Annotated in this window: 13 protein-coding genes; 8 read left to right on the plus strand and 5 right to left on the minus strand. The window is 70.0% G+C overall.

Annotated features, from left to right (window positions below; genetic code table 11):
- Positions 1-37: 37 nt before the first annotated feature.
- On the minus strand, positions 38-892 hold the full coding sequence (gene dapF, locus BO221_RS49635) for a diaminopimelate epimerase (protein ID WP_073567964.1): 855 nt from the start codon (positions 890-892) through the stop codon (positions 38-40).
- Between the two features lie 15 nt (positions 893-907).
- Entirely contained in the window at positions 908-5,770 is a 4,863-nt protein-coding gene (locus tag BO221_RS49640) for a hypothetical protein (RefSeq protein WP_073567965.1), read from the minus strand.
- A gap of 101 nt (positions 5,771-5,871) precedes the next feature.
- Between BO221_RS49640 and BO221_RS49645 the strand changes: the two genes are divergently transcribed.
- The 3 genes from BO221_RS49645 to BO221_RS49655 all read left to right on the plus strand — a co-directional run bounded on the left by BO221_RS49645 (position 5,872) and on the right by BO221_RS49655 (position 7,879).
- Positions 5,872-6,717: an IF-2 protein gene (locus BO221_RS49645; protein WP_233166616.1), complete on the plus strand. Its 846-nt coding sequence runs from the start codon at positions 5,872-5,874 to the stop codon at positions 6,715-6,717.
- A gap of 96 nt (positions 6,718-6,813) precedes the next feature.
- Complete coding sequence (locus BO221_RS49650; RefSeq protein ID WP_233166617.1) at positions 6,814-7,269, plus strand: dirigent protein; 456 nt, start codon at positions 6,814-6,816, stop codon at positions 7,267-7,269.
- Positions 7,270-7,318: 49 nt separating this feature from the next.
- On the plus strand, positions 7,319-7,879 hold the full coding sequence (locus BO221_RS49655; RefSeq protein WP_073567966.1) for an MmcQ/YjbR family DNA-binding protein: 561 nt from the start codon (positions 7,319-7,321) through the stop codon (positions 7,877-7,879).
- 66 nt (positions 7,880-7,945) lie between these two features.
- On the opposite strand, the gene hpt is transcribed toward BO221_RS49655, so the two are convergent.
- From hpt to BO221_RS49670, 3 genes are read right to left on the minus strand one after another with little or no spacing between them, the layout of a single operon-like run.
- Positions 7,946-8,479 carry a hypoxanthine phosphoribosyltransferase gene (gene hpt / locus BO221_RS49660; RefSeq protein ID WP_073567967.1) on the minus strand — a complete coding sequence of 178 codons (534 nt, stop codon included), beginning with the start codon at positions 8,477-8,479 and terminating at the stop codon, positions 7,946-7,948.
- Positions 8,480-8,489: 10 nt separating this feature from the next.
- A complete protein-coding gene (locus BO221_RS49665) occupies positions 8,490-9,305 on the minus strand; it encodes a uracil phosphoribosyltransferase (protein ID WP_073567968.1) in 816 nt (271 codons plus the stop codon).
- A gap of 30 nt (positions 9,306-9,335) precedes the next feature.
- Entirely contained in the window at positions 9,336-9,938 is a 603-nt protein-coding gene (locus BO221_RS49670) for a thymidine kinase (protein ID WP_043411671.1), read from the minus strand.
- Positions 9,939-10,072: 134 nt separating this feature from the next.
- Here BO221_RS49670 and BO221_RS49675 point away from each other — a divergent pair, with 134 nt between their 5' ends.
- From BO221_RS49675 to pth, 5 genes are all read left to right on the plus strand, one after another.
- A complete protein-coding gene (locus BO221_RS49675) occupies positions 10,073-10,474 on the plus strand; it encodes a DUF5658 family protein (protein WP_073568016.1) in 402 nt (133 codons plus the stop codon).
- Between the two features lie 90 nt (positions 10,475-10,564).
- The gene (gene spoVG, locus BO221_RS49680; RefSeq protein ID WP_073567969.1) at positions 10,565-10,870 is read left to right on the plus strand and encodes a septation regulator SpoVG; all 306 of its coding nucleotides are present in this window, start codon (positions 10,565-10,567) and stop codon (positions 10,868-10,870) included.
- Between the two features lie 67 nt (positions 10,871-10,937).
- Positions 10,938-11,891: a ribose-phosphate pyrophosphokinase gene (locus BO221_RS49685; protein WP_047856544.1), complete on the plus strand. Its 954-nt coding sequence runs from the start codon at positions 10,938-10,940 to the stop codon at positions 11,889-11,891.
- A 187-nt stretch (positions 11,892-12,078) separates the two neighbouring features.
- Positions 12,079-12,774, plus strand: coding sequence for a 50S ribosomal protein L25/general stress protein Ctc (locus tag BO221_RS49690; RefSeq protein WP_073567970.1), 696 nt, complete (start codon positions 12,079-12,081; stop codon positions 12,772-12,774).
- A gap of 72 nt (positions 12,775-12,846) precedes the next feature.
- Positions 12,847-13,425 (plus strand): aminoacyl-tRNA hydrolase, encoded by a 579-nt coding sequence (gene pth, locus BO221_RS49695; RefSeq protein WP_073567971.1) that lies wholly within the window; start codon positions 12,847-12,849, stop codon positions 13,423-13,425.
- Positions 13,426-13,653 lie beyond the last annotated feature (228 nt).

Consider the following 13,653-nt stretch of genomic DNA (forward strand, 5'->3'; position numbering starts at 1 on the left):
GGCGGAGGACTCGACGGGAGGGGGGGAGACGGCGAGGTTACCGGCCCGGGAGATCCGGGACAACGCCCGTGAAGACGAAGGAGACAGGCCCACGGAGCCGAACGTCCGACAGGTCCGAGGGCACCCGGATGTGCAGGTCCCCGCCCGGCAGCGTGACACGCAGCCAGGCATCCGCCGGGAGCCGCCGGGCGAGCACCGCCGCCACGGCCGCCGCACAGGCCCCGGTGCCACAGGCCTCCGTCAGCCCACAGCCCCGCTCCCACACGACGATGGCCAGGCCCTCCTCGGTGATCCGGACGAACTCCACGTTGGTGCGCTCCGGGAAGCCCGGATGGCGCTCGAGCTCGGGGCCCAGACGGCCGGCGTCCTCCAGGGGCTGGTCGAGCAGGACGAGGTGGGGGTTGCCCATGTTGACGGCGTAACCACGCAGCCCGGAGTGGCCGGGAACCTCCTCGCCCAGGAAGGGCTGGCCGGTGGCGCCCGAGGGCAGGTTGGGGGCGATGAGCCGCGCGGGCCCCATGGAGATCTCCACCTCGGCGACACCATCCGTGCCGTACCCGGGCATACACGTGAGGATCCCCGCGCCCGTCTCCACCTCGATGCGCTCGGGCTTCTCGCCGGAGTGGTCCACCAGATACTTCACCGCACACCGCAGGCCATTGCCGCACATCTCCGCGATGCTGCCATCGGCGTTGTGGACCACCATGCGGGCCAGGGCGGTAGTCGAGGGCAGCAGGCTGAGCACCCCATCCGCGCCAACCCCCCTGCGCCGATCGCACAGCCACTGGGAGAACCTCGCGTCGATGTCCGTGCCCCCCTCGCGGTAGTCCAGCACGATGAAGTCGTTGCCGAGGCCGTGATACTTGAAGAAGAACTCTGCCGTAGTGCTCATGGTCGTCGGGTCTCTTCAGCCCGGGTCTTCGGGTTTCGGGGTGGACGCGGGGGGTCCAGAAGTGGGTGTGCTCCCCTTCGGACGGCGAAGCAACTCATTCTTGACCGCGTTCAGTTCGGCGTTGGCCCGGGCGTAGATGTCCTGCACGGTGTCGGCTCCCTTCCGGGCGGAGAGCCGCTTCAAGGAGGCCAACTCGGCCTCTTGCTCCTCCAACCTTCGCTTCTGCTCGGCCAGCGCCAGCTCGCGCTCGGCCAGGGTGGACTTCAGGGTGTCGAACTCGCCCTGAAGCTGCTCCAGCTCCTCGGACATCTCCAGGATGGCCTCGGAGTCCGACACCGGCTTGCGCGCCTGGAGCTGCTCGATGCGCTCGCGCATCCCGGCCCGCTCCGTCTCCAACATCTGGATGCGGTCGGCCAGCGCCTGGGCCGCCCTCGCCTTCTCGGCGCGCTCGGCGTCGAGGAACTTCACCGCCTCGGCGGAGGCCGCCTCCAGCGCCGTCACCCGGCCCTCCAGCCGGATGCGCGCCGCCCGGGCCACCGTGAGGTCCGAGTTGAGCCGCTCGCGCTCGGAGACGAGCGTGCCCTTCTCCATTTCCAGTTTGGCGAACTGCTCCTGGATGGCCTGCGTGGAGCCCTCGCGCTCCCGGACCCGCCGATCGGCCTCCTCGGCCCGGGCCTCCAGCTCGGCCAGTTTCGCCTCCAGCTCGGCCCGCTGCGCCTGAGCGGCGGACTCCTGCTCCCGAGCCTCCCGCCGGGCCTCCTCCACCCGGGCTTCCAGCTCGGCCCGCTGCTCCTGAGCGGCGGACTCCTGTTCCCGGGCCTCCCGCCGGGCCTCCTCCGCCTGAGCTTCCAGCTCGGCCAGCCGCGCCTCGATGGCGGCCTCCCGCTCCCGAGCACGGAGTCCGGACTCCTCGGCCTGGGCCTCCAGCCCGGACTGCTTCGCCTTCGCGTCCTCCAGCTCGCTCCGAGCCTCCGCCAGCCGCGTCTCCAGCTCGTCCGCCGAGCGCCGCGTCTCGGCCACCCGTTCCCGCTCCGACTGGTGCTCCTCCTGGGAACGGGCCAGCTCGGCGCGAAGCGACTCCAGCTCCTCCCGGGCGGTCTCCAACCCACCGCGCGCCGTCTCCAGCGCCTCCCGGACGCTCCCGAGCGTCGCGCGCTCCTCCTCGAGAGCCGACTCGAGCGAGGGCGCCTTGCCCGCGATGCGCCGCGCAGACTCGAGCTGCACGGTGACCAGCTCCATCTGCTCGTGCTCCGCGGCGAGCCGGGCCCGGACGTCCGCCATCTCCTTCTGGAGGTGGGCGATGTGCATGTCCCGGTCCCGCAGCCCCTGGTGCGCCTGCTGGAGCGCCATGGAAGCCTGGTGTGCCTGGAAGCGGGTGACATCGAGCTGCGCCACCTGGGCCCGCAGCGCCTCCAGCTCCTGGTCCTTCTTCGCGAGGTCGTCCCGGAGGCCCTCCAGCTCCATCCGCACTTCCAGCGCGTCACGCTTGCGGCTATCGCGCTCGGTGGAGACGGCCTCCTCGCGCGCCCGGGCCTCCGCGAGCGACTCCTTCAGGGACTTCTGGCTCGCGCGCTCCTCCTCCAGGGCGGCCCGGAGCTCCTCGACGAGCCGCTTCTGCTCCACCAGGGACGCGTCCAGCGCCTCGCCATCGCGCCGGGCCGACTCCAGCTCCGAGCGCAGCGCCGCGGACTCCCGCCGGGCCTCCTCCAGCGCCTCGAGCCGGGCCCGCTCGCGCTCGTCCGCGCCCGCCCGGGAGGACTCCAGGTCCGCGCGCGCCTCGGACAAAGACTGCGCCAGGGACTCGCGTCCGGCGCGCTCCTCCTCCAGCTTGCGCCGTGTCTCCTCGAGCGCCGCCTCGGACAGCTCGCGCGCGCGATCCAGATCCAGGCGCAGCGCATCCCGCTCCACCTCGAGCCCGGCGCGAACCTGGGCCAGGTGCGCCTCCGCCTTCTCTCGCTCCGAGACGAGCGACGCCTCGGCCTCGGTAAGCTGCCGCCGCTCGGCCTCCAGCTGCGTCCAGGCGAGCTCCAGCGACTCCTCGGTGCGCGTCCTGCTCGTGCGCTCCGCCTCCAGCTCGGTCCGGACCTCCGCGAGCGACGTCTCCACCCCGCTCCGCTGCCGCCGCTCCTCCTCGAGCTCGGCGAGCACCCGCGTGGTGGACTCCTTCGACACGCCATGCGCCTGCCACGCGGACTCGAGCCCGGCCCGCGCCAGGGCCAGCTCGGACCCCAGTTCGGAGCCCCGCTGCCGCTCGGCCTTGAGCTCGGCCCGCACCTGCGCCAGGGACTCCTCCACCAGGGTCCGCTGATGCTGCTCCACATCGAGCGCGGCCTGCACCTGCGCCAGCTCGGACGCGAGCCCGGTGCTTCCCTGCCGCTCGGCCTCGAGTCCGGCCTGAACCTCGGCCAGGGAGGCCTCCACGCGGGCCCGCTGCTGCCGCTCCTCGTCGAGCTCGGCGAGCACCTTCGCGGTGGACTCCTCCGACGCGCCATGCGCCCGCCGCGCGGACTCGAGCCCGGCCTGGGCCTGGGCCAGCTCGGACGCGAGCCCGGTGCTCCGCTGACGCTCGGCCTCGAACCCTTCCTGGACCTCGGCCAGGGACGCCTCCACCAGGGCCCGCTGCTGGCGCTCCGACTTCAGCTCGGTGCGGACACCCGAGAGCGCTTCGCGGGTCTCCTCGAGCCGCTGATGCTCCGCTTCCAACCGGGCCTGGGCCTGGGCCACGGCCTCCTCCAGCCGCGCCCTCCCCTCGCGCTCCTGCTCCAGCTCGGCCAGCGCCTGCTCGCGCTCCGCATCCGCCCGGGCCCGCGCCTGCTGCTCCGCCGTGATGGAGCCCTGCGTCGCCTTCAGCGCCGAGTCGAGCCGGGTGATCGACTCCACGTCCGAGTCCCGCACCCGCTCCAGTTCGGAGAGCGTCTCCTCGACCTCCACCACGCGCCGCCGGAGGGCCCCGCGCTCATCGGCCCACTGCTGCCGCTGGGCCTCCAGCTCGGCGAGGCCGCGCGAGGCCTCCTCCCGCGCGGCGGCCTCCACGCGCACCTGGTTCTCGAGCCCCTCGGCACGCGACTCCTGTTCTTCACGAGCGGCCTTCTCGCGAGCGGCCTCGGCCTCGGCCCGCTCCGTCTTCGCCCGCTCCTGCGCCACCCGCGACTCCGCGCGCTGGCGCTCCTCCTCGATGGTCTCCTCCAGCTCCGCGGCGGAACGGACCCGCTCCTCCTCGAGCGACTCCAGGCTGCCCCGGGCCTCGTGCAGCTCCTGCTCGAGCCGGGCCGCCGCCGAGCGGACGTTCTCCTCGGCGCGAGTACGGGCCTCCACCTCGGCGGTGAGCCGCTCCAGCTCGGCACGCGCCGCCGTGAGCTCCGTCTCGAGTCCGCGCCACTCGGCCTCGCGGGCCGTCAGGCGCACCTCCGCGTCGCGCCGGGCCGCCTCCGCCCCCGACACACGCCGGGAGCCGTCCTCCACCTCGCGCGTCAGGCGCGCCAGGTCCGCGTCACGCGAGCGCAGCAGGGACTCGGACGTCTGGCGGGCCTGCTCGGCCCTGGCCACGTCCGACTTGAGGAGCTCCACCGCGGCGAGCGACGTCGAGTATTGCTCGGCCAGGCGCAGCTCGCGCTCACGGGCCGCCTCCACCTGCCGCCGCAGCTCCTCGGACTGCTCCCGAGCGCGTTCCGACGAGAGCCGGTCCTTCTCGCGCTCGACGCGCAGCCCGGCCATCTCGTCCTGCAGCTCGCGCAGCTGGGTATAGGCCTGGGTGAGGCGCTCGCGAGACTCCTCCAGGGAGGTGTTCAGCTCCTCGCGGCGGGCGCGCTCCAACCGCAGCGTCTCCTGGGAGCCCAGGGTCTGGACCTCGGCCTCCTTCCGGGTGCGCTCCGCGGCCTCCAGCTCCAGCCGCTGCTGGCCGAGCCGCCGGTCCGCGTCGGCCACGCGCTCCAGGGCCACCTGCAGCTCCAGCTCGGTGCGGCGCAGGCGGGAGGACAGCTCATCGCGCTCGCGGGCGGCCTCCGGGGTGCCGCGCGACTGCTCCAACTGCGCGGTGAGCCGCGCCACCTGGTCACGGGCGAGCTCCAGGGCCGGCTTGAGCTGCGTCACCTCGCTCTCGCGATCGGTCAGCTCCGCGCGCAGCCGGGTGAGGGACTCCTTGAGGCGGCCGGTGCGCTCCTCCCAGCCCTTGGAGCGCTGGGCCACCTCGTCCAGCTTGCCGCGAGTGAAGGCGAGCGGCTCGGGAGGCAGCTGCACCCAGGTGGGGTCCACGATGCGGGCGGGCTCGGCGCCGGCCATCACCACGTAGTAGGCGGCCTCGCTGCCGCGGATGAGGGAGCCATCCACCTGGAGGCCATCGCCCTTCTCGAAGGCGAGCTGGTAGCCCAGCACGGGCGCCTGCGTGGCGACTTCCACGTTCGGGAAGTGCGGCGAGAGCGCGTCGAGCAACTGCCCGTACGTGGGCGGCACGCCCTCCTCCACGTCCATGAGCTGCCAGAGGGCGAGCCCGGCCGTGTTGCGCAGGCCGCCGATGAGGTAGCCCTGCCGGCTGACGAGCCGCGCCAGCTCGGCCAGGAGCGTGGGGGCGCGCACGTAGGGGGCGAGGTCGGCCACGAGCACCAGATCGAAACTGCCGGGCTCGAGGTCGTCGTAGACGTTGGCGCGGTAGCGCAGCGAGGCGCCGCCATGGGCCTTCTGGGCCGCCGCCACGGCCGCGAGGTCCGCGTCACAGGCCACGACGGTGCGGGCGCCGCGCTCCAGGAGGAAGCGCGCGCTCTCGCCGCCGGTGGTGGCGACCGCGTCCACCTCCAACACGCGACGGCGTGCGAAGAGGCTCTCCGCGAAGATGTACCGGGGCAACAGCTCGCTGGTCCCCAGGCGGCGGAATGTGGGATGCATGAGTAGGGCCAACCGAGTATAGCCCTTGGGACGGTTGTCCCAAGGAAAGCACTGGGGCCGGGAAATCGGCTCGCCGCCTGGACGTCTGGGGAGCAAGCACCATGAATCCCATGATGAACCCACAGCAGAACCGGCCGGGCTTCGGCCGCCGGGCCACGAGCGCCTTCACGCGGCTGCTCGTCACCCTCCTCATCCTGGGCCTGGGAGGGGCGGTGGCCTTCCTGCTTTCGCAGCTCAACGCCCGCACCTTCACCCTGGCCCAGGAGAACGGGCAGTTGGTGGTGATGAAGGGGCGGCTGCTGCCCACGGGGGCGGCGCCCTACCGGCCCGGGGACGCGCGGCTGGCGGACGCCTACGCCCCCCTGCCCACCGAGGGCCGGGACGTCTCGGCGCTCCTGGAGCAGCGCTTCACCGAGCGGGACGAGCTGGACCGGGCCCTCTTCCCGGTGCTGGAGGGGCTGGCCCGGCCGCGGGTGCAGTCGGACGACCCGGCGGTGCTGGAGAAGGGACTCTACTTCCTGCGTCGGGCGGAGCTGCTGTCCGGACTGACGGAGGAGCAGCGCCGCACACTGGAGACGATGAAGGCGGACGTGGCCTTCTTCCAGGCGAGGCAGAAGCTGGAGCAGGCGCGGCGGGACGTGACGGAGGCGCTGACGCAGCTGAAGATCGCGTCGGAGAGCCGCAACCGGAACACGCAGCGGGCCAACCAGATGCTCAGCGTGGTGGGCCCGGCGGCCCAGGCGCTGGAGAAGGCGCTGAGGGCGGTGGACGCCAGCCTGGCCGAGGCCGGCTCTTCCCCGGCGCCGTCCGGAACGGGCCTCCCACCTCCGGCCCCCGAGGGACAGCAGGCGGCCCCGCCCCAGGGCACCGGGGCCACGCCGCCGCCCACGACGCCTCCCGAGGGAGTGCGGACCAGCGACAGCGAGAGCCAGCAGCGTCCCCAGTAGCGCTCCAGTCCAGCAGCCGGGGAATTTGCCCGGACACCCTCCAGGGGTTAGGTGCGCGGGATGGCTCGCAAGTGAGCCGTCCCAAGGAGGGACGAGATGCGCAAGACCCTACTCATGGCTGTCGTGACCGCGGCACCGATGTTGAGCTGTGCCAACAACGCACCCGCGGAGGAAGCCTGGACGCTGAACACCATCGCGGATGCCCGCAGCGGCATCGCCACGCCGGTGGATCTGGGTCCACCGGGGGACTCGCCGGGCGACATGTTCGTGTTCGACCAGCCGCTGTTGAACGAGGCGAAGGAGACGATCGGGAGTAACAGCGGCTACTGCATCCGGACGCTGCCGGGGCAGTTCAGCGAGTGCCAGTGGACGCTGACGATGGCCGACGGGACCATCACGGTGGCGGGCCGGGAAGCCGAGACGGGCACGTCGCTGATTCCGATCATCGGAGGCACGGGCACGTTCGAGGGGGCGAGCGGCGTGCTGAGCACCACGCCGAATGGGGACAGGACGTTCACCCAGGTGCTCACCCTGTTGAAGCCGAAGAAGTGAGGCGTGTCCGCGTGGGGTATATCTGGGGCCCCACGAGGAGACGCACGCCATGACGATGACGCCGGTTCCCCCCGAGATGAAGCGACTCGAGCCCTTCGAGCTGGCCCTGCGCGAGACGGGCATGGGCTATCCCGAGGTGACCGAGGAGTTCCCGTGGGGACACCGGACGCTCAAGGTGAAGGGGAAGGCCTTCGTCTTCCTGACGCTGACGGGCGAGGGCCTGTCGATGTCCGTGAAGCTGCCGCAGTCGAACGGGGCGGCGCTGATGCTGCCGTTCGTGCAGCCGACGGGGTACGGCCTGGGCAAGAGCGGCTGGGTGTCGGCCAACTTCGGCGCGCGTGACACGCCGCCGCTCGACATGCTGCGCAAGTGGCTGGACGAGAGCTACCGCGCGGTGGCCCCGAAGAAGCTCGTGGCGCAGATGGACAGTGGCGCGGGAGCGCCCAGGGCGGAGGCAGCGCCCGCCAAGGCCCGGAAGTCCGCGCCGGCCGCCGCGAAGAAGGCGCCCGCGAAGAAGGCCGCGGTGAAGAAGGCGCCCGCGAAGAAGGCGCCAGCGAAAAAGACCGCGGCGAAGAAGGCCCCGGCCGGGACCCGGACCCGGCGCGCTTGAGCCCATCACGCCAGGGGACGAGCTGCTGAGGAGCGACGGCCCCCGGACGTGGCGGACGACTCGGGACTACTTCCCCTTCATCACGCCGATGAAGGGCAGGTTGCGGTAGCGCTCGGCGTAGTCGAGCCCGTAGCCCACCACGAAGACGTCGTCGATGACGAAGCCCTTGTAGTCGATGGGAATCTGGGTGCGGGCGCGCGAAGGCTTCTCCAGCAGCGAGCACACCTTCAGGGACGCCGGGTGGCGGGCCTTCAGGTTCTCCAGCAGGAAGCTCATGGTGAGCCCGGTATCGATGATGTCCTCGATGATGAGCAGGTGCTTGCCCGCCATGGGCTTGCTCACGTCGGTGGTGATGCGCACCTCGCCCGTCGTCTCGGTACCGCCCTGGTACGAGGACACCCCGAGGAACTCGATCGTCAGCGGCAGGTCCACGTAGCGCGCCAGGTCCATGGCGAAGAACGCCGAGCCCTTGAGCACGCAAACGAGCGTCAGCTCCTTGCCCTGGTAGTCGCGGGTGATCTGCTCACCCAGCTCGCGCACGCGCGCCTGGAGCTTCTTCTCATCGATGTGGACGCCGACATCCTGCTCGTAGAAAGCCACGGTCGTACCTCTACACGTACGCGTTGTTCATGATCTCCCCGAAGCCGCCGCCACCGGGGACGATGTATTGCCGGTCATCCAGCCCCCGCTCCTTCTCCCACAGCTCGCCGGGCACCGTGCCGAACACCTCCGGTGGTGACAGCCCGCGGTCCAGGCGCAGCGCGTACACCACCACATCCGGATGCTCGCGGGAAATCCTCCGCAGGAACTCGGGGGTGACGATCAGGTTGAGGCTCAGGATTCGCCGGGGCGTGCCGGGGACCTTCTCCTTGTACATGGACACCGCGGTGCTCAGGCTGCCGCCGGTGGCGCCCATCGGGTCCGGGAAGAGGACGATGGCGTCGTCGATGTCCCCGCCAATCTTGGCCCCGCCGATGTTCGAGCCCACCACGTGCTCCTTGGCGTCGATCATCCGGCTCATGATGATGTGATCCTGGCGCACCAGCACCGGATCCACCGTGGTGTTGAGCAGATCGTACGTCACCTGCGAGGGCAGCGTGCCGGCGCGGGCGATGTTCACCGTCACCGCGCGCACCGCCGGATCGATCACCTCGCCCTGGTACATGCCCTGCGGCGTGTGATCGATCATCCGGGTGGGCATGGCCACCATCTTGCGGGGGAACTCCGCGTTGATGACCGTCTTCACCAGGTCCGTGTAGAGCAGCGCCACCAGCCGGTTGATCTCCGGCTGCACGGTGCCCTTGCTGCACAGCTTCGCCAGTTGCGAGAGCAGGAAGGGGTTGCCCACCAGGTGCACGTTGGAGCCATACCGGTGGGGCATCTCGCTCAACTGGAAGGGAACGTTGGCGTAGAGGGTGTCGCGCATGGCCGGACCTCTGGAGCGGCAGTCAGGGCTTCAGTGTTCGAACAGATCGAGCGTCTGGGGAGGCGTGGCCTCGGTGGGCTCGGCCCGGTGGCACTTGCGGCAGCGGGCCTCGTAGGCCCCGGCGGCGCCCACCACCACACGCTCTCCACTATCCACCAGACGCTGCGAGCGGTTGGCCGGATTCCCACACACCACACAGATGGCCAGTTGCTTCGTCACGTACTCGGCGATGGCCAGCAGCTGCGGCATCGGCTCGAAGGGGCGGCCCTGGTAGTCCTGGTCCAGCCCCGCGACGACCACGCGGATGCCGCGGTTGGCCAAGGCCTCACACACCGCCACCACCTCGGTGCCGAAGAACTGCACCTCGTCGATGCCCACCACCTGCGTCTTGGGGGACAGGTGATGGAAAATTTCTTCAGCCCGTTCGATCGGAATGGACGTCAATTTGAGCTGGGAGTGGCTGACCACCTGGGTCTCGTCATAGCGGTTGTCCAGTCGAGGCTTGAACACCTGGACGACCTGCTTGCCGTAGACGGCCCGCTTGATTCGGCGGATCAACTCCTCCGTCTTGCCGGAGAACATCGAGCCGCAGATGACCTCTATCCACCCGATGTCATTGGGAAATTGTTGCACGCGGAGGGCTCGTCGGGAGGCTGTGCGGGAGCGCGGGTTTCCTCTGTCACGCCCCTTCTGGCACGTCAACTTTCAAAAGCCGTCCGCGCTTCCCGCACCAGGCCTCCCGAGCCCCCCGCGCGTTGGCAAGCATCTTGAAGAACCCCGCTCCGGATTCCAACGGGGAGGTCCGGGTGGCGGCGACGACGCAGGCAACACGCTGGGCAGGTATCGAGGGAGCTTCGTTCCACATGGCGCCAGCGGCGGTACTTCTGTTGGTGCTCAACCTGCTGGACGGGCTCTTTACCCTCACCTTTTTACAGCTGCAGGTGGCCGAGGAACTGAACCCGCTGATGCGGGTGGCCTACGAGCACTCGCCCCTGGCCTTCATGGCCATCAAGGTCACCATCGTGAGCCTCGGGCTGACGCTCCTGTGCCTGCACCGCTCCATGCGGCTGAGCCAGCGGGCCATCCAGGCGGGGGCTGCCCTCTACGTCGTCATCGACGTGTACCACCTCGCGTTCCTGGCCCACATGTGTCTCCGAGGCATCGGTTGACGCACAAGAAGCCCCGCAAGACTTGCTTTTCCGGCCCGGTCCGATTCAGGCTCCCCCTCAGCTCGTACCTCGAGGGTCTGTGGGGGGACCATGAACATCACCGACGTCAAGGTGTACCCGGTCGACGAAGATAAGCTGAAGGCCTACGTGACCATCACCCTGGACCACTGTTTCGTGATCCGGGATTTGAAGGTGATTCACGGAGCGTCCGGCTTGTTCATCGCCATGCCGGCCAAGCGCCGCAAGGACGGGACGTACAAGGACATCGCTCATCCGCTCAACGCGGACACGCGTAACCAGATGGAGCGGACGATCCTCCAGGAGTACGAGCGTCAGCAGCACATACCGGGCGGGGCGTCGAGCCCCTTCCTGGCCGCTGCGGGCGACCACGACTGAGCACCGGCCCGAGGGAGCAGGTGGAAGGGGCTTCCCTTCCGCCACGGGGCGCGTTAGTAGCGCGCCCATGCAGCAGCCCCGCGACTTCAAGGTGTTCACCGGGAGTTCCAACCCCGGTCTGGCCCATCGCATCTGCGACTATCTCAAGCGTCCCCTGGGAAAGGCCTCGGTGGGCCGCTTCTCGGACGGGGAGATCCACGTGGAGATCGGCGAGAACGTCCGCGGTCTGGACGTCTTCATCGTCCAGTCCACGTGCCCGCCGACGAACGACAACCTGATGGAGCTGCTCATCATCTGCGACGCCCTCAAGCGGGCGAGCGCGGGCTCCATCAACGCCGTCATCCCGTATTACGGATATGCCCGGCAGGACCGCAAGGTGGCGCCGCGCACCCCCATCACCGCCAAGCTGGTGGCGGATCTGCTGGAGGTGGCCGGGGCCACACGCGTGGTGTCCATGGACATGCACGCCGGGCAGATCCAGGGCTTCTTCAACATCCCCTCGGATCACCTCTACGCCTCGCCGGTGTTCCTGGATGATCTGCGCAAGAAGTTCCCGGACACCCAGGACATGGTCATCGTGTCGCCGGACGCGGGCGGCGTGGAGCGGGCGCGCGCCTACTCCAAGCGGCTCAACTGCGGCCTGGCCATCATCGACAAGCGCCGGCCGCGGCCCAACTCCTCCGAGGTGATGAACCTCATCGGAGACGTCAACGGCAAGGACGCCATCCTGGTGGACGACATGGTGGACACCGCGGGCACGCTCACCCAGGCGGCCGCCGCCCTCAAGGAGCGGGGCGCACGCCGGGTGGTGGCCTATGCCGTCCACCCCATCCTCTCCGGGCCCGCCATCCAGCGCATCCAGGACTCGGTGCTGGAGGAGCTCGTCATGACGGACACCGTCCCGCTCTCGCCCGCCGCCCAGGCCTGCGGCAAGCTGAAGATCATCACCACCGAGCGTCTCTTCGGTGAGGCCATCGCGCGCATCCACCGCGCCGACTCGCTCAGCTCCCTCTTCGTCTAGGCGAAGAAGGGCCCTCCTGTCCGCCGGGCGGCTTGACTCCGGGCGCCCGCGCTGGCATGTCGCACCCACACCACGCTGGCCCTTCGCAGTCTGGAAGGCGCCGTCTCGGGGCCCGCCACGGGGGCGGGATGCCAGAGGCGCCAGGGCTCAGCGCGGTCACATCGCAGTCCCCATACCGAGGAAATCCATGTCCATCGACAAGAGCACGCTCGAGGTGAAGACCCGTGAGGGCTCCGGCAAGGGCGCCGCCCGCCGTCTGCGCAGCCAGGGCCTGGTGCCCGCCGTCGTCTACGGCAAGCACCTGGAGAAGCCCCTGAGCGTGGCCGTCGACCCGAAGGCCGTGCGCGCCGCCATCAACACCCCGCACAAGCTCAACACCCTCATCACCCTCAAGGGTGTGGGTGCCGACCAGCAGGTCCTCTTCAAGGACTACCAGCGGGATCCGGTCTCCCGTGACATCCTCCACGTGGACTTCATCGCCGTGCGCGAGGAGGACCAGGTGAAGGTGAACGTGCCGCTCGTCCTCACCGGCAAGGCCGAGGGCACGGCCGATGGCGGTCTGCTCACGCAGATCCGCCGTGAGCTCGAGGTCTACGCCAAGCCGCGCGCCATCCCCGTGCAGATCGAGGTGGACGTGACGCCGCTGAAGATCGCCATGGCCATGCACATCAATGATGTGAAGCTGCCCGAGGGCGTGGTGGTGAAGACGAACGTCAACTACACCATCGCCGTCGTGAGCGCGCCCGAGGGTGCGGTCGAGGCGGCTCCCGCGGCGGCGGCTGCGGCTCCCGCGGCTGGTGCGGCCAAGCCCGCGGCTGGTGCGGCGGCGGCCAAGCCCGCGGCTGGTGCGGCGGCCAAGCCCGCGGCCGGCGCGAAGAAGTAATCTCTTCGTCCTGCCGTCCACGCGGGGTCAGCCCATTGGGGCTGGCCCCGTCTGTTTTTCGGAGTCACCGCCATGAAGATCATCTGTGGACTGGGCAATCCCGGGCGCGAGTACGAGCGCCACCGTCACAACATCGGATTCATGGTGGTGGAGGCGCTACTGTCGCGCGCGCGCGCCGATCTCAACCACGAGAAGTTCCAGGCCCGGGTGGGCCAGGGCACCCTGGGCGGCGAGAAGGTCCTCTTCCTGGAGCCGCAGACGTACATGAACCTGTCCGGCCGCTCGGTGGCCGAGGCGGCGCGCTTCTACAAGGTGGCGGTGGAGGACATCCTCGTCATCCACGACGAGTTGGATCTGCCCTTCGGGCGGCTGCAGCTCAAGGCGGGCGGGGGCAGCGGAGGCCACAACGGGCTGAAGAGCACCGTCTCCAGCCTGGGGGCGGACAGCTTCATCCGGCTGCGCTTCGGCATCGGCAAGCCCCAGGGCCCCAACGCCAAGGAGCGGGTGGCCGGCTACGTCCTGTCCAATTTCGATGACGGGGAGCGCCGGGAGCTGGACGACCTGATCGCCCAGGCGGCGGACGCGTCCGACACCTGGGTGCGTGACGGACTGGCCACGGCCATGAACCGGTACAACAAGCGGGCGCCTTGACTCGGGGTCCTCCCCCCCGTAGAAGGCCCCTTCCCCGCTGGCCGGAAGCTTTGGCCCGGTGGGTCTGTTCTTTTCCATCATCCCGGGTGCGCGAGCCTCCGGGACGAAACGCGAGGGAGACGGGCGCGTGGTTTTCCCGTTCCCGGCGGACGGTCCCCCTTGGACCGGCTGACCGTTTCCCCGCTCCTCGGATTTCCGGGGGGCACTCAACCCCAAGGGGAGAGAAAC

It is taken from the genome of Archangium sp. Cb G35, from assembly GCF_001896145.1.
Taxonomy (GTDB): Bacteria; Myxococcota; Myxococcia; order Myxococcales; family Myxococcaceae; genus Archangium; species Archangium violaceum.

Excerpts from the sequence above, each read along its gene's own strand:
- BO221_RS49665 (WP_073567968.1), bottom strand. The coding sequence starts at position 9,305 with ATGCGCGACACCCTCTACGCCAACGTTCCCTTCCAGTTGAGCGAGATG.
- BO221_RS49685 (WP_047856544.1), top strand. The coding sequence starts at position 10,938 with ATGCAGCAGCCCCGCGACTTCAAGGTGTTCACCGGGAGTTCCAACCCC.
- BO221_RS49640 (WP_073567965.1), bottom strand. The coding sequence starts at position 5,770 with ATGCATCCCACATTCCGCCGCCTGGGGACCAGCGAGCTGTTGCCCCGG.
- BO221_RS49690 (WP_073567970.1), top strand. The coding sequence starts at position 12,079 with ATGTCCATCGACAAGAGCACGCTCGAGGTGAAGACCCGTGAGGGCTCC.
- spoVG (WP_073567969.1), top strand. The coding sequence starts at position 10,565 with ATGAACATCACCGACGTCAAGGTGTACCCGGTCGACGAAGATAAGCTG.
- dapF (WP_073567964.1), bottom strand. The coding sequence starts at position 892 with ATGAGCACTACGGCAGAGTTCTTCTTCAAGTATCACGGCCTCGGCAAC.
- BO221_RS49645 (WP_233166616.1), top strand. The coding sequence starts at position 5,872 with ATGAATCCCATGATGAACCCACAGCAGAACCGGCCGGGCTTCGGCCGC.
- pth (WP_073567971.1), top strand. The coding sequence starts at position 12,847 with ATGAAGATCATCTGTGGACTGGGCAATCCCGGGCGCGAGTACGAGCGC.
- BO221_RS49650 (WP_233166617.1), top strand. The coding sequence starts at position 6,814 with ATGCGCAAGACCCTACTCATGGCTGTCGTGACCGCGGCACCGATGTTG.
- BO221_RS49655 (WP_073567966.1), top strand. The coding sequence starts at position 7,319 with ATGACGATGACGCCGGTTCCCCCCGAGATGAAGCGACTCGAGCCCTTC.